At 72.8% G+C, this 20,540-nt stretch carries 17 protein-coding genes; 10 read left to right on the top strand and 7 right to left on the bottom strand.

Translation table 11 applies throughout. The annotated features are described in order from the left end of the window. Positions 1 to 114: 114 nt before the first annotated feature. The 5 genes from ACWC97_RS02750 to ACWC97_RS02730 all read right to left on the bottom strand — a co-directional run bounded on the left by ACWC97_RS02750 (position 115) and on the right by ACWC97_RS02730 (position 6,903). On the bottom strand, positions 115 to 3,174 hold the full coding sequence (locus tag ACWC97_RS02750) for a Tn3 family transposase (RefSeq protein WP_450646997.1): 3,060 nt from the start codon (positions 3,172 to 3,174) through the stop codon (positions 115 to 117). Between the two features lie 289 nt (positions 3,175 to 3,463). After that, positions 3,464 to 4,078: a DUF305 domain-containing protein gene (locus ACWC97_RS02745; protein ID WP_352274832.1), complete on the bottom strand. Its 615-nt coding sequence runs from the start codon at positions 4,076 to 4,078 to the stop codon at positions 3,464 to 3,466. 50 nt (positions 4,079 to 4,128) lie between these two features. Then, on the bottom strand, positions 4,129 to 4,773 hold the full coding sequence (locus ACWC97_RS02740; RefSeq protein WP_450646995.1) for a DUF3105 domain-containing protein: 645 nt from the start codon (positions 4,771 to 4,773) through the stop codon (positions 4,129 to 4,131). A 92-nt stretch (positions 4,774 to 4,865) separates the two neighbouring features. Beyond that, positions 4,866 to 5,288, bottom strand: coding sequence for a hypothetical protein (locus ACWC97_RS02735; RefSeq protein ID WP_450646993.1), 423 nt, complete (start codon positions 5,286 to 5,288; stop codon positions 4,866 to 4,868). A 97-nt stretch (positions 5,289 to 5,385) separates the two neighbouring features. After that, positions 5,386 to 6,903 (bottom strand): APC family permease, encoded by a 1,518-nt coding sequence (locus ACWC97_RS02730; RefSeq protein ID WP_450646991.1) that lies wholly within the window; start codon positions 6,901 to 6,903, stop codon positions 5,386 to 5,388. A 233-nt stretch (positions 6,904 to 7,136) separates the two neighbouring features. Between ACWC97_RS02730 and ACWC97_RS02725 the strand changes: the two genes are divergently transcribed. Together ACWC97_RS02725 and ACWC97_RS02720 are read left to right on the top strand one after the other, a co-directional pair. After that, positions 7,137 to 7,859, top strand: a complete 723-nt coding sequence (locus tag ACWC97_RS02725) for a GntR family transcriptional regulator (RefSeq protein WP_450646989.1) — start codon at positions 7,137 to 7,139, stop codon at positions 7,857 to 7,859. A gap of 33 nt (positions 7,860 to 7,892) precedes the next feature. Then, on the top strand, positions 7,893 to 9,101 hold the full coding sequence (locus ACWC97_RS02720) for an amidohydrolase (RefSeq protein ID WP_450646987.1): 1,209 nt from the start codon (positions 7,893 to 7,895) through the stop codon (positions 9,099 to 9,101). Positions 9,102 to 9,235: 134 nt separating this feature from the next. Here ACWC97_RS02720 and pcaB read toward each other — a convergent pair whose 3' ends face one another. Continuing rightward, positions 9,236 to 10,612 carry a 3-carboxy-cis,cis-muconate cycloisomerase gene (gene pcaB, locus ACWC97_RS02715; RefSeq protein WP_450646985.1) on the bottom strand — a complete coding sequence of 459 codons (1,377 nt, stop codon included), beginning with the start codon at positions 10,610 to 10,612 and terminating at the stop codon, positions 9,236 to 9,238. 138 nt (positions 10,613 to 10,750) lie between these two features. Here pcaB and ACWC97_RS02710 point away from each other — a divergent pair, with 138 nt between their 5' ends. Both ACWC97_RS02710 and ACWC97_RS02705 read left to right on the top strand, forming a co-directional pair. Continuing rightward, positions 10,751 to 12,442, top strand: a complete 1,692-nt coding sequence (locus ACWC97_RS02710; protein WP_450646983.1) for an FUSC family protein — start codon at positions 10,751 to 10,753, stop codon at positions 12,440 to 12,442. Next, a complete protein-coding gene (locus tag ACWC97_RS02705) occupies positions 12,439 to 12,945 on the top strand; it encodes a MarR family winged helix-turn-helix transcriptional regulator (protein ID WP_450646981.1) in 507 nt (168 codons plus the stop codon). The genes ACWC97_RS02710 and ACWC97_RS02705 overlap by 4 nt, the downstream gene beginning before the upstream one ends. Before the next feature lie 185 nt (positions 12,946 to 13,130). Here the strand turns inward: ACWC97_RS02705 and ACWC97_RS02700 are convergent, their stop codons facing one another. Continuing rightward, complete coding sequence (locus tag ACWC97_RS02700; RefSeq protein WP_352274770.1) at positions 13,131 to 13,997, bottom strand: IclR family transcriptional regulator; 867 nt, start codon at positions 13,995 to 13,997, stop codon at positions 13,131 to 13,133. A 419-nt stretch (positions 13,998 to 14,416) separates the two neighbouring features. On the opposite strand from ACWC97_RS02700, the gene ACWC97_RS02695 reads away from it, so the two are divergent. From ACWC97_RS02695 to ACWC97_RS02670, 6 genes are all read left to right on the top strand, one after another. Beyond that, complete coding sequence (locus ACWC97_RS02695; protein WP_450646979.1) at positions 14,417 to 16,045, top strand: ATP-binding protein; 1,629 nt, start codon at positions 14,417 to 14,419, stop codon at positions 16,043 to 16,045. Next, the gene (locus ACWC97_RS02690; RefSeq protein ID WP_352274768.1) at positions 16,042 to 16,449 is read left to right on the top strand and encodes a roadblock/LC7 domain-containing protein; all 408 of its coding nucleotides are present in this window, start codon (positions 16,042 to 16,044) and stop codon (positions 16,447 to 16,449) included. Before ACWC97_RS02695 ends, ACWC97_RS02690 begins: the two co-directional genes overlap by 4 nt. Next, complete coding sequence (locus ACWC97_RS02685) at positions 16,446 to 16,817, top strand: DUF742 domain-containing protein (protein WP_385208902.1); 372 nt, start codon at positions 16,446 to 16,448, stop codon at positions 16,815 to 16,817. Before ACWC97_RS02690 ends, ACWC97_RS02685 begins: the two co-directional genes overlap by 4 nt. Then, positions 16,798 to 17,412, top strand: coding sequence for a GTP-binding protein (locus ACWC97_RS02680; protein WP_352274766.1), 615 nt, complete (start codon positions 16,798 to 16,800; stop codon positions 17,410 to 17,412). The genes ACWC97_RS02685 and ACWC97_RS02680 overlap by 20 nt, the downstream gene beginning before the upstream one ends. Positions 17,413 to 17,475: 63 nt before the next feature. Further along, the gene (locus ACWC97_RS02675; RefSeq protein ID WP_352274765.1) at positions 17,476 to 19,050 is read left to right on the top strand and encodes a cytochrome P450; all 1,575 of its coding nucleotides are present in this window, start codon (positions 17,476 to 17,478) and stop codon (positions 19,048 to 19,050) included. Between the two features lie 143 nt (positions 19,051 to 19,193). Next, positions 19,194 to 20,540: a 6-phospho-beta-glucosidase gene (locus tag ACWC97_RS02670; RefSeq protein ID WP_450646976.1), complete on the top strand. Its 1,347-nt coding sequence runs from the start codon at positions 19,194 to 19,196 to the stop codon at positions 20,538 to 20,540.

Raw genomic sequence — 20,540 nt, 5'->3', positions numbered from 1 at the left:
TGGGACCGCCCGACTGGAAAAGCGGGGGCGTCCGAAGCCGCAGGAGGTGGCTTCGGACGCCCCTTTCGGCTGTACCAACGTGACCGCGTTCGGTCCATCGCGTAGACCCAGCGGTCACGCGGCCATCCGTAGCCGCCCTACCGCCCCGTTCTCGGGCGGCTCCATGTCCAGGTGCCAGGTCCCGAAGCGGCGGGTCTTGCTGGTGATGTACGGGGTAACGGTGGCCAGGTCCACCGGGTCCACCTCCCACCCCTCGTCGATGAGGTCGTTGGCCACCTTCGTGATGTCCACGGCGGTATGAAAAATGAGGCAGTTCGCCAGCAGCTCGTTGAACTTGATGGTCTTCTCCTGATGGTCCGGGTCGTTGTCCTGGAGCACGTCGGAGGCGAACATCAGCCAGTTGCTGAACTTGTGGAACGCCTCGACCTTGTTCGTCATCGCCTGGATCGATTCGCGCAGCTCGGGCTCTGACAAGAACCTGAGCAGCACGATCGTCCTCATGACCCGGCCGAGCTCGCGGTACGCCTGGTAGATGCGGTTGCGCTTGGACTCGTTGCCCAGCCTGCGCAGCAGCGCGGCCGAGGACAGCCGGCCCTCGCGGATCGACAGCACCACGCGCATGAGGTCTTGCCAGTGGTTCTCGATCAGCCGCCAGTTGATGACGTCCTTCTCCGGGTCGCCGAACAGCGGGTCGATGTGCTGGTACTTCACCGTCGGGCTGGGCCGGTAGAAGGTCAGGTCCTTCCAGTTGCGGATGCGCGGCAGCAGCTCCACACCGAGCATGTGCGCGAGCCCGAAGACAGGCAGCGACTGGCCTTGCGTGTCCCCGTGGACGATGTCCACGGTCACCTCGGACTGGTTCTTCAGCAGGCCCTCGAACAGATACACCGCCTCCCACACGCCACACGGGATGAAGTGGCTGAAGAGCGCGATATAGGTGTCGGACACGTGTCTCATCGAGATGCCGCCAAATCCCCCATACCGGATGTGGGACTCGGCCAGCATGTTGTTCTCCCAGGTGTCGTACTGGGAGCCGTCGATCCCGGCCTTGCCGACATCGCCCCACACGTGCGCCAGGTCGAGCTGGATGAACATGTCGATCACGTCCGCCGAGGCGGCGTTCAGCTTCTCCGCGGTGATGTGCTGGTTGCCCGCCAGTGACAGCTCGTGCACCGAGACCTTCTGCCGCATGTGCCGCGCGACCTGCGCGGGCCCCGCGTTCGTCCCGTAGCAGAAGACCGTCAGGACGTAGCGGGCGAGTTTGTCGCGGATCTTCGGATCGCTTCCGGAGGCCGGGCCGAAGTGCCGCCACCACTGGATCCAGTACGCCGTGCGGGCGAGCACATCGAGCAGGCTCCACTCGGGCAGCCGGCGCAGGATCTCCGCCTCCAGGTCCTGCGCGGACTTGCGGCGGTCCTTGCCCTTGCGCGGGGTGAGCACGATCTTCCCCGACGCGGCGTCGATGGTCAGGTCCGCGTTGTCCGGGTACCCGGCGTCCACCTTCGCGGCCACCTGGGTGAGCTTCTGCTTCAGCGCCGCGGTGAACGCCGGGGCGGTGGCGGGCAGTCCGGCCTGCTCGCAGTAGTCGGCGACCAGCGGCTCGCACGCCTGCCAGGACAGCAGCTGGTCGTGCAGGTTGGCGTACGACTCCGAGCCGATGACCGCCACGTCTCCGGTCCGCAGCTCCTGGGTGAGGTAGAAGAGCGTGCACACCTCGAAGTGCCGCCGGTTGATCTTCCCCGGCTTGTGCTTGTCGAACAGGATGCGCTGCCACATCTGCGAGGCGAAGTCGGCCGAGACCATCTTCGTCTTCTTGGTGCCGTCCTCCTCGGTGACGGCGCACGTCACCGGCACCCACTGGCTGCCGCGGTGCCGCATGGCCTGGCAGAACTCCACCGCCTGGAGCACACAGTCGTCGGTGGAGGTGGCGACCATCGACAAGGTCTCGGTCAGGTCGAGCAGCACCTTGCGGTGGCTGCGAAAGTGCCGCCGCATCAGCGGCGCGTAGTTGTCGCCGTGGTGGGCGGAGACCAGCTCGTGGTCCTCCGAGAGCTTGGCCAGCCCGCCGGCCTTCTCCAATCGCTCCAGCACCGCCTTGCCGCACCCGGCGTGCACCGCCTTCTGCCTGCGGGCACTGGTGGGGATGGTGACCGACTCGCCGTCGAAGCCGACCGCGTCCTTGGCCGCCTCCAGCACCTCACCCAGCACCGCGATCAGCCGCTCGGACTCCGCCCGGTGCCGCTCACGGATCTTCTCCAGATCCTCCTTCGCCTTCTTCGTGATCGACCCCATCCGCTTGCACAGCATCGTCACCAGCTCGTCCCGGGCCCGCATCTTCGCCATGTGCAGGAGACTCGCCAGCAGCGCACACCGCTTCACCACGCCGACTTTGGACATCTCGGCGGCGTCCAGCACCTTCGCCTGCCCGGCGAAGTGCTCCACCTTCCCCGGCGGAACCCCCTGAAGCCACGTCGCCGTCACCCCCAGCGCTTCCAGCCTGTCCAGGTGGGCCAGGTGCTCGCGCAGATGGGAGACCGTCGGCGCCTTCGCCGGGCGCTTCAGCTCGTCGAACCTGCTGCGACCGCCCGCGGGCACCCGCAGCAGTCCCAGCAGCCGGGCGCGGTCGACCTCGTCCATCCGCGACACGATCGCCGCGAAGAAGTCCTCGTTCACCTCGGTCCTGATCGCCGAGGCCATCTCGTCCAGCGTGCTGTAGCCGGGCAGCTCCATCCTCGCCTGGACCAGCTTCTCCAGCGCCACGTTGATCAGGTCGGCCGGATTGTCCTTGGTCAGCACGGCCTCCCGAATCGCCGCCGCGGCGACCTGACGGGCCTTCTCCATGTCGTAGACCACGCCGAGCCGTTCACGGATAAAGTCCCGCTGCCGCGCGGCCGTGCGCACCGAGTCGTGCCGCGGCTGGACGCTCTCGTCCTGCTCCAGCAGGCCGCGCACATGCCCGACCACCAGATCCGGCACCTGGCCCAGGTCCGGGAAGTAGCCCAGCTTCTGGTAGCTCTTCAGCATCACCACCAGCGCCAGCAGATGCTCCGGCGAGCGCGCCTTGCCGCGAGCCCACGCCACCTCGGCCGTGCCGGGGGTGAACGCCTCGTGCAACTCGCGAGAGGAGATCGTGCGCTTGAACCGCGGGTACGCCGTACGTTCCACCGAAGCCATGCGTCGCATGATCCCGGCCGCTCACCCGTACGGAGCACACGCAGCCGAGCCGATCACAGGCACCATAAGCACATGACCAGGGAAGAAGCCGTCCAGGCACCCGGCGGCGAATCATCAGAAGAACCCACGAACGGGTGACCCACCGGTGGGCCAGCGAGCTTCATATCACCACCGCAGCCGGCCTACGGCACGTTTCCGGCGTATTCCGGCTGCCCTCCTACGAACGGCCGGGTGCGCTGGAGCCCCCGTACCCGGCGGGGAGGACGGGGGCTCCGGGGCGGGCGGCCGCTCAGGGCTTCGCGCCGCGCTCCTTCAGCATGTCGGCCATCAGCGCGATCTCCGACTCCTGGCCGCGCACCATGCCCGCCGCCAGGGCGCGGATCGCGTCGGTCCCCGCCGCGTTGGCGGCCGCCTGGGCCATCTCGGCCCCGGCCCGGTGATGCACGGTCATCAGCTTCAGGTACATCACCTCGGCGTCCTCGCCCTTCGCCGCGCGCAGTGCGTCGAGTTCGGTGTCGGTCGCCATGCCGGGCATCAGCGAACCGTCGCCCCGCGGCTCGAAGGTGTGCCCCATCCACTTCATGGGCGGGGCGCTCGACGACTTCGGCCGGCCCCACAGCTCCAGCCAGCCGAGCATCATGCCGCGCTGGTTGGCCTGCGTGTTGATGATGTCGTACGCGAGCCGGCGCACCGCCACGTCCGAGGTGCGGTCCCGGACGATGAACGACATCTCGACCGCCTGCTGGTGGTGGATCGACATGTCCCGGGCGAATCCGACGTCCACGGAACTGTCCGAGGGCACGGCCGCGCCCTCGTCGGGCCCCGCGGACGACGACGGCCGTACGAGCATGAGCGCGACCAGCCCGAGGGCCAGCAGCAGCACCGCCCCGCCGGCCAGCATCATCGGACGCGAGGAACGGGCGGGCCGGGAACCGGTGGCGGGGGACGCGGACGTCACTGGGCGATCCCTCCCGTGCAGGCGGCACCGGGCTCGGGGGTCTGCGGGCCCTGCACGTACTTGGTGAAGAACTGCTCGACCCGCGAGTCGGCGGCGTCCTTCACCGTCACCTGCTTGCCCCAGGCGCTGAGCATCAGCGGATCGGCCTGGTCCTCGACCGGGCTCATCAGCGAGTAGGGCGTCGACTCGACGCGCTCACGGAGCTTGTCGAGGTCGGCCTTCTTCGCCTTGCTGGTGTACGTGACCCAGACCGCGCCGTGTTCGAGGGAGTGGACCGCGTTCTCCTTCGGTATCGCCTTGCTGTAGACATCGGCGTCGCAGTTCATCCAGACCGGGTTGTGATCGCCGCCGACCGGCGGGTTCATCGGGTAGTCGACCTTCTTCTCGACATGGTTCTGGGTGAGCTTGTCCCAGGTCCGCTCGCCCGTCACCGGCGAGGTCTTGGCCTGGGCCTCGGCCTTGTCCTTGTCGTCGGCGGCGGACATCAGATACGCGCCGCCCGCGACGAGCGCACCGACCACGACGACGGACGCGGTGATGGTGAGGATGCGGTTGCGCCGCTCGCGGGTTTGTTCCTTGCGGCGGGCCTCCTCCAGCTTCGCGCGGCGGGCGGCGGAGTTCTGCTGCTTGGTGTTGGCCATGGGGGTCCTCGGGTTCGACGGAGAAGGGGGAGAGGGGAACAGGGCATGCGTGAAGCGTCCCCGGGACGCTGCCCGGGGAACGGGGCCTGTTCCTAGATCCGTTGAACCTGGAGGCGGAGCCGGTCGACGTCGTGTGCGGCGTCGTTGGACGGGCCGCGGATCGCGGCCGCGCCGGTGAGCGGGCCGGCCGGGGCGGTGGCGACCACGCAGGGCAGGGCCGCCGGGGCGCTCTGGCCGGGCAGGACGACCGGGATCGTGTGCTCGGAGGTGCCGTGGCAGGAGCTGCCCGCGCCCCGGTCGTTCGGGGCGTCGGCCACCACGATCCGGACCGGTCCCGGGTCGACGGGCGTGAAGACCCGGTCGGCGGTCGCCCCGTGCTCGGCGCCGTCGTGCGCGGAAGGCGCCGCGATCGCGCAGCACGAGACCATGGCGAGCAGCACGAACACCCAGCCGAGCACGGTCGGGGCGCAGATGCCCCGGGTGCGTCGGCGCGGATGCCCGCTCAGCTCGTCCATTCCGTCATCCTACTGGTGTGTGAAGTTTCAATGAAGGGTGGTCGCGGCGGCGGCCGGACGGGGTCCGCCCGGCCGCCCGGGTGCGTGCCGGAGGCCGTCAGCCCCGCTCGACGTCCACCTCGGTGAGCCGCCCGTACCGTTCCGGGTCGGTGCGGCGGATGCGCAGCGCCACCACGACACCGGCGATCACCACCACCGGCAGCGGCACCAGCAGCGCCGCGTTGACCGCACCGGTGCGCCCGGTGAGCAGGTCGAAGTGGAGTATCGCGAGCACCGAGAGCACCGAGAGCCCCACGAAGGCGATCAGCGGAGCGATCCCGACCCGCCAGAGCGACATCCCCCGACGGTCGCCGCGGAAGAAGAAGCAGACGGCGAGCGCGGCCAGCGCCTGCATGATCATGATGCCGAGCACGCCGGTGCTGTTGGTCCACAGGAAGATCTCGCCGTACGGGTCGGCGCCGATCAGCGCCCCGCCCCCGACGATCACCAGGCCGATGGCGGTCTGGACGACGACCGCGGCCGCCGGCGACCCCTGCCGGGCCGACACCCGGCCGAGCCGGCGCGGGAGGAGCCCCTCGCGGCCCAGGGCGTAGAGGTAGCGGGCCGCCGCGTTGTGGAAGGCCAGGGTCGCCGCGAAGGCGCTGACCACGATCAGCACATGCATCGAGTCGGCCAGCCAGGGGCCGACGAACCGGTCCGCCACATGGAACGTCAGATGCGGACCGTCCGAGGACCGGGCCATCGCCACCGACCGGTCCGTGCCGAGCCCGCCCATCAGGATCCAGACGCCGGCCGCGTAGAAGAGTGCCAGGAAGCCGATGGCCACGAAGGTGGCGCGGGGCACCGTGCGGGCCGGGTCGCGGGCCTCCTCGGCGTAGATCGCGGTCGCCTCGAAGCCGGTGAACGCGCCGATGACCAGGACGAACATCCCCGCCATGCCGCCCGAGGAGGTCAGCACCGACGGATCGAAGGAGGTGAGGTCCAGGGCGGCGGTCCCCCGGTCCGCCAGCACCCCGATGTCCATGATGAGCAGCACCAGGACCTCCAGCACCAGCGCCACCCCGAGCACCTTCGCGCTGAGCGTGACCCGCAGCCAGCCCAGCACCCCGGTGCCCAGGACACAGAGGAGGGACAGCGGCCACCACGGCAGCTCCGTCCCGGTGAGGTCGCTCAGCGTCGTCGAGGCGAAGTAGCCGAAGCCGGCCGCGACCCCGGGGGCGACCAGGTTGTACGAGAGCGTCGCCAGATAGGCGGTGGCGACGCCGAGCGTGCGGCCGAGCCCCCGGGCCACGTACGCGTAGAAGGCGCCGGCGTTGCGCACGTAGCGGCTCATCGCGGTGAAACCGGCGGCGAACAGCACCAGCAGCGCGCCGGAGACCAGATAGCCGAGCGGGGTGCCCGGCCCGCCGATGCCGATGGCGAACGGGGCGACACCGGCGAGCACTGTCAGCGGGGCCGCCGCCGCGACCACGAAGAAGACCAGGTCGAAGGTGCCGATCCGGCCCTCGGCGAGGCGCCCGGCCGCCGCGCCGTCCGAGAGGGCCTCCGGCGGGGGAGGGGCGGCGGGAGAGGGGGCGGGGGTGGGCGGCGGGGTGGCCGCGGAGGCTTGCTTCATGGGTGGTTCCTCTGGTGCAAACGGGCGACCAAATGCCGAAAGTGGTACCTGCTTCAGGCGTGGGTCAGCAGAAAAAGCCAGTTCAGAGCAGCCCTGTCGGGGCGCGGCGCTCAAGCTATCTGGTATACCGAATACCAGGCAAGGGGGTGCGGAAGCTTTTCGGAATCTGCGATGATCGCGGCACGGGAGCCGGAAGGGACCGGCTCCGACGGGCAGGATGAGGAAGCGAGTCCATGAGCAGCAGCCGAACCGCCGGCCCCGCCGCCACCGGCACGATCGGTGCCGCCCACCAGTCGCTCGGCGACCAGGTCTACGGGGAACTGCGGGAGCGGATCATCGACGGCCGCTACCCCTCCGGGCACCGAGTCGTCGAACGGGAGCTCGCCGACGAGCTGGGCGTCTCCCGGATCCCCGTGCGGGAGGCCATCCAGCGGCTGGAGACCGAGGGGTTCATCGCCGTCCGGGCCCGCCGGGGCGCGGTCGTGGCCCCGCTCGGACCGGCCGAGGCCGAGGACTTCTTCGACATCCGCGAACGCCTGGAGGCGCTCGCGGCCTCGCTGGCCGCCCGCCGCGCCGACCGGGACGGACTGCGCACCCTGGAACGGCTTCTGGAGCGTGCCCGCCGCGTCGCGGACTCCCCCCGCCGCACCCACGAGCTGGGCTCGGTCCACGCCGACTTCCACCAGCAGATCGTCCTCATGTCCGGCAACCCGCTGCTCCAGGGCCTGATGGCACCGCTCGACGGGCGGCTGCGCCGGCTCTTCGGCCTCACCTCCGAGCCGGGCGACGGGCCCGTGATGTGCGGCGAGCACGAACGGCTCTACGAGGCGATCAGCGGCGGCGACGCCGAGGCGGCGGAGCGGATCGCCCGCCTCCATGTCGCCGGGACGCGCGAGGCCGCCCTGCGGATGCTCGCCGCCGCCGAGTCCGCCGGGTCCGCAGCTCCCCGCCCCTGACCGTCCCCGTACCACCGAAGGAGACCCGCCCCCATGGCTTCACCCGTCCCCGCCCCCGCCCCCGCGCACGTCCTGTTCACCGCCGTCCGCCGCCCCGACGGGAGCACCGGCGACCTGCTGGTCTCCGACGGCCGGATCGCCGGCCACGACCCGGCGGAGCTCCCCGAGGGCTGCGCCCGGGTGGACGCCGCCGGGGCCCTCGTCCTGCCCTCGCCGGTCGACGCGCACATCCACCCCGACAAGTCGACCTGGGGCGGCCCCTGGCTCAGCCGGGAGCCCGCCGCGACCCTCCGCGACCTGATCGACGGCGACGTACGGGCCCGCGCCGCGATCACCGCGCCGGTGGAGGAGCGGGTCGGCGCGCTCATGGACCGGGCGGTCGCCCACGGCACCCGCGCCATGCGGGCCCATGTGGACGTCGCCCCCGTCCACGGCCTGGACGGGGTGCGCGGGGTACGGGCCGCGGCCGACGCCCGCAAGGACCTCCTGGACGTCCAGATCGTCGCCTTCCCGCAGCTCGGCCTGTTGGCCGAGCCCGGCACCGCCGAACTGATGGAACGGGCGCTCGACGCGGGCGCCGACGTGATCGGCGGCCTGGACCCGATCGGCATCGACGGGGACCTGGACGGCCACCTGGACTTCGTCTTCGGCCTCGCCGCCCGCACCGGCGCCCCGCTCGACATCCATCTGCACGACGGCGGCCCCGAGGGCATCCGCCAGGTCACCGAGATCGCCCGGCGCACCGTCGCCGCCGGGATGGAGGGCCGGGTCACCATCGGGCACGCCTTCGCCGTGGCCGAGCTGGCCGGTGCGGAACTGGAGCCGGTCGCCCGGCTGCTGGCCGGGGCGGGCGTGTCGCTGGTCACCTGCGCGCTCGGTGCCGACCCGGTCCTGGACCCGGCGCTGCTCGCCCCGCACGGGGTGCGGCTCGGCGTCGGCTCGGACGGGGTGCGCGACGCCTGGACACCGTTCGGCGACGGCGACATGATCGCCCGCGCCCATCTGCTGGCCTACCGCACGGACGCCCGAACCGACGCCGAACTCGCCGCCTGCTACGAGGCGGTGGCCCAGGAGGGTGCCGCCCTGCTGGGGCTGCCCGCCTCCCGGCTGGAGGCGGGGGACCCGGCGGACTTCGTCCTGGTGGCCGCCGGGTCGGTGGCCGAGGCCGTGGTGGACCGCCCGGTGCCGTCCCTGGTGGTACGGGGCGGCCGGATCGTCGCCCGTGACGGCCGACTGGTCTGAAACGTGCCCGTGCGGCACAGCGAGGGCATCGGGGGACACGGCCGCACGGACACCCGGCGGCACGGCGCGGGGACGTCCGGACGCCGCGCCCGCAGCCGTGGACGCCCGGACCGCTCCCGCCCGGTGCCGGGCGCTCAGCCCCGGTCGAGCGCGCGGTCGGTGAGAGGGCCGGCGCAGCCGGTGTAGCGGGCGGGGTCGGTGAGGTCGCGCAGATCGAGCCCGGCGAGTCCGGGCTCCTCGTCGAGCACGTCGGCGAGGATGTCGGACAGGTCCGTGGTCTCCGCGCGGGCCCGTTCGGCGGCGTTCACCAGGACCTCCTCGGCCCGCCTGCGGCCGAGCCGCTCGGCGAAGACCGCCGCCAGCCGCTCCGCGACGATCTGCCCACCGGTGAGCTGGAGGTTCTCCCGCATGGCGTAGGGGGCGACGCGCAGCCCGTCGAGGAGCCCGGCGGTCTGCCGCGCCGCCCCGCCGACCAGCCTCAGCAGCTCGCGCAGCGGCTCCCACTCGGCGTGCCAGGCCCCGGCCGCCCGCTCGTCCTGGGCCGCGAGCGAGCCGTACAGCGTCGCCGCCAGCCCGGGGGCCCGGCGGGCGGCCGCCGCGATCAGAGTGGCCCGTACCGGGTGGCTCCGGTGCGCCATGGCGGGCCTGCCGCCACCGTGTTCCTCGGCGACCTCGCCGATCTCGGTGCGGGAGAGACTGAGCACGTCGGCCGCCGGTTTGCCGAGCGCGCCCGCGGTGAAGGCGAGGGCCCCGGCCAGGTCGGCGACCGGGGTGCGCAGGGCGTGCCACGGCAGCAGCGGTTCGGCGAGGCCGAGCTCGGTGGCGTACGCCTGGAGCAGTGGCAGTCCGGGGTCGATGCCGTCCAGGTCCACGGTGGTCGTGTACGCCCCGAAGGCCGCCAGGGTGCCCGCCGCGCCGCCGAGCTGCGCGGGCAGCGATTCGCGGACGGCCATCAGCCGGTCCCGTGCGTCGAGGATCATCGCACGCCACCCCGCGGCCTTGAGGCCGAAGGTGGTCGGTGCCACCTGCTGGGTGAGGGCGCGGCCCGCCATCGGGGTGTCGCGGTGCGCGGCGGCCAGCCGGGCCGCCGCCTCCCCGGCCCGCGCCAGGTCGTCCAGGACCGGGGCGAGGGTCCGGGCGGCGACGAGCATGGCGGCCGTGTCCAGGATGTCCTGGCTGCTCGCGCCCCGGTGCACGTACGGCCGGACCTCCGGCGCCACCGCGGCGGCGAGCCTCCGGGCCAGCGGGAGGACCGGGTCGCCGCCCGGCCCGGCGGCGAGCGCCAGCTCCCGTACGTCGAAACGGTCCGCGTCGGCCGCCTCGGTGACGGCCCGCCCCGCCTCGGCCGGGGCGAGCCCGCAGTCGGCCTGGGCCCGGGTGAGCGCCGCCTCGGCGTCGAGCATTGCCTGGAGGAAGGCGCGGTCGCCGGCGGCCGCCTCGGCGGGGGAGCCGGCCCGGCCGGGGGCGAGCAGCCCGGCGTCGCTCTCGGCCGCCGGGTCGGTGGGCTGCATGCGGGGTCCCTCCGTGGCTGCGGGGGCGCGCCGGTACCGGGCGCCGCTGCGTGCGCATTCCGCACGCTAGAGCCTGGCGGGCCCGGCGGCCATCCGGACGATATGTTTTACGGGTGTAATACCTGCTAAGGTATGTGAGTGAGTGATACAACTACCTGGTCCCGGCAGCCCGCCGTCCGCAGACTCCCGCTGGTCGCCCCGCTGCGCCTCGCCCGGCCCTCGGACATGTGGTTCAAACCGGCGCTGAGCGTGGTCGTCGCCACCGCCGTACCCGACCTGCTGCTGTACGCCGTCGGCCGGCTCGACCTCGTGATGTACACGATGGCCGGATCGCTCTGCGCGCTGTACGGCCACAACCTGCCCTACGCCCGCCGCGCCCGGGCCGTCGCCGGGGTCGTCCTCGGCATGGTCCTCGGCATGGCGGCCGCCCTGGTGGCAGCCTCCCTCACCGACTCGGCAGCCGTGCTGATCGCGGTGGGGGCACTGCTCGCGGCGGTGCAGAAGACGCTCTGCGACGCCACCCGGATCGGCCCGCCCGGACCGGTGATCTTCACCTTCATCACCTCCGCGTCGCTCTTCGCCCCGCAGCACCTCGGGCAGGTGCCGGGCCATCTCGCGCTGACCCTCGCCGGGGGCGCCTTCGCCTGGCTGGTCACGGCAGGCCCCGCGCTGCTGCGCCGGGAGGGCCCCGAGCGCCGCGCCACCGCCCGCGCCCTCGACGCCGCGGCGGCCCACCTCGCCCACCCCGGCCCCCGCACCCGGCACACCGCGGCCGCCGCCGTCCACGCGGCCCGGCAGACCCTCCTCGACACCGGCCGCCCCACCCCCGCCCGCCGCGCCCTCGAACGCCTGGTCGCCGACGCCGAGGCCGCCCTCGCCACCGCCCCGGCCCCCGACCCCGCCACCGCCGAACAGCTCCGAGCCCGGGCCCGGGCGACCCGTGCCCGCGGCCCCGTCCCCGGCACCCCCGAGGAGTTCCCCGGTGCCGGTGCCGGTGCCGGTGCCGGTGCCGAACGGGCGGCCCGGCGCGGCCCCGGCCGCCGCGAGGCCCGCCGCGCCCTGCTCCGCCGGCTCGCCCCGGGCTCCCCGCTGCTCCCCATCGGCGCCCGCGCGCTGCTGGGCTGCGCCCTGGCCGGATACGCCTCCCAGGCCGCCGGTGTCGGCCGGCCCTACTGGGCGATCGTCACCGCCGCCGCCCTCTTCCAGGCCAACGTGACGCTCTCCTGGCACCGGGCGGTCCAGCGCACCCTCGGGAACCTGCTGGGCGTGCTCGTCTTCGCCGCCGTCCTCCCGCTCAGCCGCCTCACCCCGCTCGCCCTCATCGGCCTCTGCCTGTTCTTCGCCTTCATGGCCGAGGCACTGATCACCCGCAACTACTGGCTCGGCTCCGTCGCCGTGACCCCGATGGCCCTGCTGGTCCTGGAGTTCGCCGCCACCCACCCGGCCGGCGAACTCGTCCGGGACCGGGTCCTGGACACCGTCATCGGCGCCGCGGCGGGGCTGCTCGCCACCATGCTGGTCACCAACCGCCGGGCCGCCGGACGGCTGGAGCTGGCCCTCGCCGCCACCGACCGGGCCCGACTCGGAGCCGTCCGGGCCCTGGCCGCCCCGCAGACCGGCCCCGAGGCGCTCGACGCCGCCCACCGCGAACTGGCCGGATCACTCGTCGAACTGCGGGAGGCCGACGACACCGCCGCGGGCGAGTGGTGGCAGCGTGCCCTGCCCCGGGCCCAGGTGCGCGCCGCCGAGCAGGCCGGACACCGTACGCTCGCCGAGACAGCGACCCGGCGGGCCTCGATCGCCCGCGTCCCGGAGAACGGAGCGGTGTGACCGACGACATCGTCGCCTCGGTGGTACGGCAGTGGCAGGCCGTCAACCCGGAACTGGACACCGGACCGATGGAACTCATCGGCCGCATCAACCGCTGCGCGGCCCTGCTCCAGCAGGCGGAGGACGCCCCGCTGCGCGCCGCCGGCCTGACCCGCGCCGAGTTCGACCTGCTCGGCGCCGTACGCCGTACCGACCGCGAACTCACCCCCGGCGAACTGGCCAGGGAGACCTTCTCGTCCGGAGCCGCGGTCACCAAACGCCTGCGGGCCCTCCAGGAACGCGGCCTGCTCGACCGGCGCGGCGACGACCGGGACCGCAGGGTCAACCACGTCCGCCTCACCGAGCAGGGCCGCGAACTGGTGGACATGCTGCTGCCCCGGCAGCTCGCCTACGAACGCACCGTGCTGTCCGGCCTGGACGAGCGGTCCCGCGACCGGCTCAGCGCCCAGCTCAGCGAGCTGCTGGTGCAGCTGGAGGGACGCATCGGCGGCGCCCGGCGGTGAACCGGGACGGGCCCGGTCGTCGATGCGGGGAAGAGGCGGCGCGGAGGTCGGGACGCCGCTGCCCCCTCCACACATGGTGCGGGGATCAGTAGAACCAGCCGCTCGCCCCGGGCTCCGTGCTGTTCCCCGGTCACCCGCCCGGCGACCGCGAGGGGAACCGCCGCGCCCGGCGTCCCGGAACCGTCTCAGGGGCCACCCAACAGCGCCGCGGACAGGGCGAGTTCCCCGGCGAGCCGGGTGAGCGCCGGGTCGTCGCCGCGGTCGGCGGGCACCGAGGCCATCAGGGCGAGCCGGTCGCGCCGGCTCGCCCCGGCCAGCGGCACCGCCACGGTGTGCAGGCCCGGGACCGCCTCCCCGCGGCCGACCGCGTAGCCCCGGGCGCGGACCCCGTCCAGCTCGGCGAGGAGCGCGGCGCGCGAGCCCGCGGCGGCCGGCCCCACCGCGGGCAGTGTCTCCTCCGGGTAGAGGGCGCGGACCTGCTCCGGCGTCATCCGGGCCAGCAGCATCCTGCCGCCCGCCGTGGCGTGGGCCGGGAACGTGCCGCCCACCTGCGGGGCCACCCGCACCGGATGCGCGGACTCGCGGCCGTCGGTGACCAGGACCCGGTCGCCGAGCAGCGCCGTGGACTGCACCGTCTCGCCGGTGCGCCGCAGCGCGTCCGCGAGGACCGCCGCCACCCGCTCGCGGACCGTCGCGCCGAAGCCGGCCGGGCGGCCGATCCGTAGCAGCTCCGGACCGGCCGAGTAGCCGCGGCCGGAGAGGTCGCGGACCGCGAAGCCGCGACCCTCCAGGGTGCTGAGCACCCGGTGCGCGGTGGACCGGCCCACGGCCAGGAGCGCGGCCGCCTCCGAGACGGTGAGCGCGTCATGGGTGAGGAAGAGCCGCATCAGCCGCAGCCCGGTGTCCAGCGACTCGATGGTGTAACCCCGGTTCGCCCCGGGGCCGTCCGGATCCCGCCCGCTCCCTGCGTCGCGCGCGGGGTACGCGCCTTCGGCGCCGGCCGCCCGGCCCGTCACTCCGTCGCCCGTGCCGTCCACCCGGGTACGCGTCATGAATCTGCTCCTTTCGAGTTCGTTCGCTCGCATGTGCTGATGTCCTGCCCTGTGGGACATGGGCGCTGGCATATGCGGCGCCGTTGACGCAACGTCACTGCATCCTCCGTGCCGGCCCGAGGGGCAACCCCGCCCCAACTGCCTCGTCCCGTCCCGCTCTCCGGGGCGGTCCCCCTGGTTTCGCGCCAGATCGGGCTGAAAGTAACTCCCTGTGTGCGAGTGGAAGCTATGCGTGCAAAAACTGGTGAGTGTATTACCGCCGGAGCGCTCGCGCAGCGGGTTGGGTGAATATGCCGAAGCACTGATTCGATCTGACTAAGCTCACGCGGAGTGAAGTCGAGTTGATATGAATTCGAGCGCTTGTTCCCGACTGTCCTGCAAGCGCGCTTACCTCCCGAATCAACCGCCAGAGGTCTTAGATGGTTCGTGTTGAATCACCGCCGAGCGGCCGGGATGTCCCCGTCGCCCGTGCCGTGCTCCTGCCCGTGCTCCTGATGGGCGGTGCCACCGCCGCCGCGGCGGCACTGATTTCCGGGGCCGCCCGCATACCGGTCGTCTGGTGCGGCGCCGTCGCCACCGTCGTGGTGGTCGCGCTGAGCGTCCAACTCGCCCGCCGCGGCCGCGACCTGCGCGCCCAGCGCACCACGTACGAACGGCGCTTCGCCGATCTGGAGCGGCGCATCGCCACCCATGACGACGAGACCGTACGCATCAGCAAGGAGCTCCTGCCCGCCGCCATCCACCGGCTGCGCGTGGGAAATTCACCCGAAGAGGTGCTCCGCGACGTCGTCGACGCGGACGAGGCGTACCGCGAACTCCCCGACGCCCAGCGCAGCCTCGTCTACACGGTGCTGACGATCATCGACAACGAGGAGGCGATGCGCGACTCCGCGCAGCGCGCCTTCGTCAACGTCGCCCGGCGCGTCCAGGCGATCGTCCACCGCCAGGCCAGCGAGCTGCGCGAGATGGAGGAGCACCACGGGCGCAACCCCGACGTCTTCGACGACCTGCTCCGCATCGACCACGGCACCGCGCTGATCGGCCGTCTCGCCGACTCCATCGCGGTGCTCGGCGGCGCCCGCCCCAGCCGCCAGTGGCCCAAGCCCGTACCGCTGTTCAGCGTGTTGCGCGGCGCGATGTCGCGGATCCTGGAGTACCCCCGCGTCGACCTGCACTCGATCGCCAAGGTCGCCATCGTCGGCACCGCCGTCGAGCCGCTCATCCACGCCTGTGCCGAACTCCTCGACAACGCCACCCGCTACTCGCCCCCGCAGACCCGGGTCCATGTCACCGCCGTCGAGGTGCAGACCGGCATCGCCATCGAGATCGAGGACGGCGGCGTCTCGCTCAGCGAGGAGGCCCGCTCCCGGGCCGAGAACATGCTCGCCAGGGCCCAGGCCGGCTCCAACATGAACGACCTCGGCGAGTCCCCCCGGCTCGGCATGGCCGTCGTCGGCCGCCTCGCCCGGATGTACGACCTCCAGGTCTCGCTGCGACAGTCCGCGTACGGCGGTGTCCGCGCCGTGCTCATCGTGCCCCGGGCCATGATCACCACCGGGCCCGCCCCTGGCATCGCGCACGGCATCGGCGCCACGTCGAGGCCCACCAGCGACATCGACCAGGAGGCGATGAAGCACGTGGTGCCGGCCCGTCGCAAGCCCCGCACCCCCGTGGCCCAGCGCCCCGCCACCGGGCCGGTCGCTCCCGCCGCCCGGCACGCCGCCCCCGCGGCGGCCCTGGAGGACGACGCCCCCGTGGTGACCGAGTGGACCGCGGGCGGCCTCCCGCAGCGGCGCAGCCGCGGCCGGGCGCCGCTGGGCTCGCACAACCTCCCGGCCCAGTCCACCGACCCCACCGCCGGTCGGCACAACGGCCACGGAGCCGGTGGCGGCCCGGGTGGTCCCGGTGGCCCCGGGGGCTCCGGCCCCAAGGAACAGCCGCCCGGTCTCTGGCTGGAGGCCTTCACCAACGCGGTCAACGGCGTGCCGCAGGACCCCAGGACCGACGAAGACTCTGACGATGCGTGGGACAAGGGAGACCTGAAGTGATCCAGCAGCGGGGAAACATGGACTGGATGCTCAAGGAACTGGCCGAGGACGTACCGGACATCCACCAGATCGTGGTGCTCTCCGCCGACGGCCTGCGCATCGCCCAGCACGGCGGTGACCCCGACGTCGCCGACCGCCTCGCGGCGGCCTGCGCCGGACTGCAGAGCCTGGCCGCCGCCGTCGCCTCCGAGATCCCGTACAGCGACGGGATCATGCGACTGGTCGTCATCGAGGTCACCGGCGGCTTCTTCTACCTGATGGCCGCGGGCACCGGCGCCTACCTGGCGGTCCTCGCCGGTGAGACGGTCGACGCGGGGCTCGTCGGTTCACGGATGCGTGATCTGGTCGTCAGGATCGGGGCCCACCTGACGAGTCCGCCCCGCCACGGCGGGCAGACAGGATGAGTCACCCACGACGAGAACGCCGCACGGCCGATCCGGAGCTGAGCGATCCGGAACGGCTGTACGTGATCACCGGCGACCCGGACGGCAGCGAGCGGGCCCATCTCGACCTGGTCACGATGATCGTGGCGAAGGCACTGCCGTCCCCGACGGTCCAACCCGAACAGGCCGTGATCCTCCGACTCTGCCAGGCCCCCTTATCCGTCGCGGAACTCTCGGCGTACCTGGAGCTGCCGTTCAGCGTGGTGACCTCGCTGCTCACCGAGCTCCTCGCTGCCGAACTCATCGAATCGCGCGCACCCATCGTCCGCGCCACTCTCCCGGACAGGTCCCTTCTCGAAGCGGTGATGCATGGACTTCAGAAGCTCTGACACGATCACCGGCCCCCGGAGCGAGGACGTCCTTCCGACCACGGCGACAGCCGCGGTGAAGGTCGTGATCGTCGGAGGGTTCGGGGTCGGCAAGACGACCATGGTCGGATCCGTCAGCGAGATCCGGCCACTGACCACCGAAGAAACCATGACCCAGGCCGGGGTCGGCGTGGACGACAACTACGGGGTGGAGAACAAGACCGCCACCACCGTGGCCATGGACTTCGGCCGGATCTCGATCAGTGAGGAACTGATCCTCTATCTGTTCGGCACCCCGGGCCAGGAACGGTTCTGGTTCCTGTGGAACGGCCTGTTCGAGGGTGCCCTCGGCGCGGTGGTCCTCATCGACACCCGGCGGCTGGAGGTCAGTTTCGACGTCATCGGGCGGCTGGAGGAGCGTGGCGTGCCGTTCGTCGTCGCCATCAACACCTTCCCCGACGCACCGAAGCACCCCGTCGAGGCATTGCGCAGCGCCCTGGACCTCCCCGACGAGGTCCCGATGATCGACTGCGACGCCCGGCTGCGCGGCTCCAGCCGCGACGTGCTGATGACCCTGATGCGCTATCTGCACAGTCTGGCCCTTCCGCTCGCCTGACCGCAGGCCTCCCGCGCGCATCCCACCCGTCCGGTTCCCGGAAACCTGATCCCTGGAGCGATCGTGACCACCCCTTTCCCATACGAGCCCGGAGCGGCCTCCGGGCCGGTCCCGCCCCCCGAATGCCCGGCCCACGGCCTGGGCATCGGCCCCGGCGGACTGCGCCGGCTCTACGGCCCGGAGGCCGAGCGGGACCCGCACGGGCTCTACGACAAGCTGCGCGCCGAGCACGGCAGCGTGGCCCCCGTACTGCTGCACGGGGACGTGCCGGCCTGGCTGGTCCTCGGGCACAGCGAGAACCTGCACATGACCCGCACCCCCTCGCAGTTCTCCCGCGACTCCCGCCGCTGGCGGGCCCTGCAGGACGGCAGCGTCGCCCCCGACCACCCGCTGGCCCCGATCTTCACCTGGCAGCCGGTGTGCGTGTTCGCCGACGGCGCGGCGCACGAGCGCCTGCGCGGCGCCGTCACCGACAGCATGGCCCGGATCGACACCCGCGGCGTCCGCCGCCACGTCAACCGCTACAGCAACCGGCTCGTCAACGACTTCTGCCAGCAGGGCCGCGTCGACCTGGTCTCCCAGTTCGCCGAGCGGCTGCCGATGATGGTGATGTGCGCGATCCTCGGCATGCCCGAGGAGTACAACGACCGGATGGTCGAGGCCGCCCGCGACATGACCCGCGGCACGGCGACCGCCGTCGCCAGCAACGCCTACGTGATCGACGCGCTGTCCCGGCTGGTCCAGCGCCGCCGGCGCGAACCCTCGGACGACTTCACCACGTGGCTCGTCGAGCACCACTCCGGGCTGAACGACCAGGAGGTCAGCGAGCACCTCCGGCTCGTCCTCATCGCCGCGTACGAGGCCACCGCCAACCTGATCGCCAACGTGCTCCGGATGGTGCTCACCGATCCGCGCTTCCGGGCCAGGCTGAGCGGCGGGCACATGACGGTGCCCGAGGCGGTCGAGCAGACCCTGTGGGACGAGCCGCCGTTCACCTCGGTCTTCGGCCGCTGGGCGGTCGGTGACACCGAGCTCGGCGGCCAGCGGATCAAGGCCGGTGACGCGCTGATCGTCGGCATCGCACCGGCCAACATGGACCCGGCGGTCCGGCCCGACCTGAACGCCGACATGGCGGGCAACCGCGCCCACCTCGCGTTCAGCGGCGGCCCCCACGAATGCCCCGGCCAGGACATCGGCCGGGCCATCGCGGACGTCGGCGTCGACGCCCTGCTGATGCGCCTGCCCGACCTCGAACTCGCCGTCGAGGAGAGCGAACTGCGCTGGGTCGGGAACCTCATGGGCCGGCATCTCGTCGATCTTCCGGCGGACTTCGCGGCCCGCCCGCCGCAGGACGACAAGGAACCGCCGTCCATGGGCCGGCCCAACCCGCAGCGCACGGACTGGGAGGTGCAGTCCACGGCGCGGCACACCACCACCGCCCCGGGGCGCGCCCCCGTTCCGCCGGTCGCCCCCGCGGCCGCCACGGAGGCGGTCACGGCGACGGCCACCACCACCGCCGACCCGGACCGGCGCACGGCCTTCGGTTCCTCCACCGTCGGGCACATCCCGCAGCAGCGCACGGGCTCCGCCCCGGTGCGGCTGTGGCGGGCCGTCTCACGCTGGTGGAGCGGCGACTGACCACCGAAGACACGCCGCGACGGACGGCAGCCGGCCCGGCACCCGCGGACCCGAGTGGTCCACGGCGCCGGGCCGGACGCCGTTCCCGCCTCGCGCCGGCAGGAGCCGCCCCCGCACCGGCCCGCCCCGTACCATGCGGAAGCGTGAAGCTGACAATTCTGGGCGGCGGCGGATTCCGGGTTCCACTCGTCTACGGGGCGCTGCTCGCCGACCGGGGCGAAGGCCGCGTATCCGCGGTCACCCTCCACGACACCGACCGGGACCGGCTCGCCGCCGTGGCACGGGTCCTCGCCGAGCAGGCCGCCGGTGTGCCGGACGCCCCCGCCGTCACCGCCACCACCGAACTCGACGAAGCCCTGCGCGGCGCCGACTTCGTCTTCTCCGCGATCCGGGTCGGCGGCCTCGAAGGCCGGGCCGCCGACGAGCGGGTCGCCCTCGACGAGGGCGTGCTCGGCCAGGAGACGGTCGGCGCGGGCGGCATCGCGTACGGGCTGCGCACCGTGCCCGTCGCCGTCGACCTGGCGCGGCGCATCGCCCGGATCGCCCCGGCCGCCTGGGTCATCAACTTCACCAACCCGGCGGGCCTGGTCACCGAGGCCATGTCCCGCCATCTGGGCGACCGGGTCATCGGCATCTGCGACTCCCCGGTGGGCCTCGGCCGCCGTATCGCCCGGGTGCTGGGCGCCGACCCGGACCGGGCCCGGATCGACTACGTCGGGCTCAACCACCTGGGCTGGGTGCGGGGCCTGTACGTCGACGGCCGGGACGAGCTGCCGAGGCTGCTCGCCGATCCGGAACTCCTCGAATCCTTCGAGGAGGGGCGGCTCTTCGGCGCCGACTGGCTGCGGTCGCTGGGCGCCGTCCCCAACGAGTACCTGCACTACTACTACTTCAACCGGGAAGCCGTCCGCGCCTACCAGGACGCGGAGCAGACCCGGGGCGCCTTCCTCCGCGAGCAGCAGGAGGGCTTCTACGCCCGGATGAAGAACCCCGACACCCCCGCCCTGGACGCCTGGGACCGTACCCGGGCCGAGCGGGAGGCCACCTACATGGCGGAGAACCGGGAGGTCGCCGGGGCCGGCGAGCGGGAGGAGAGCGACCTGGAGTCCGGCGGCTACGAGCAGGTCGCGCTCGCCCTCATGCGGGCCGTCGCCCGCAACGAACGGACCTCGCTCATCCTCAACGTCCGCAACCGCACCACGCTCCCGGTGCTGGACGAGGACGCGGTGATCGAAGTGCCCTGCCTGGTCGACGCCAACGGCGCCCGACCGGTCGCCGCCGACCCGCTGCCGTACCACGCCGTCGGGCTCGTGACCGCCGTCAAGGCGGTCGAACGCGCGGTGCTGGAAGCCGCGGAGAGCTGTTCGCGGGCCGCCGCCGTGAAGGCGTTCGCCCTCCACCCGCTGGTCGACTCGGTGTCCGTGGCCGAACGGCTCCTCGACAACTACACCAAGGTCCACCCCGGTCTCGGCTACCTCGACCGGCCCTGA

It is taken from the genome of Streptomyces sp. NPDC001108, assembly GCF_053598535.1.
Note: the sequence above shows the minus strand (reverse complement) of the source record. Positions and strands in the feature narration are given on the sequence as shown.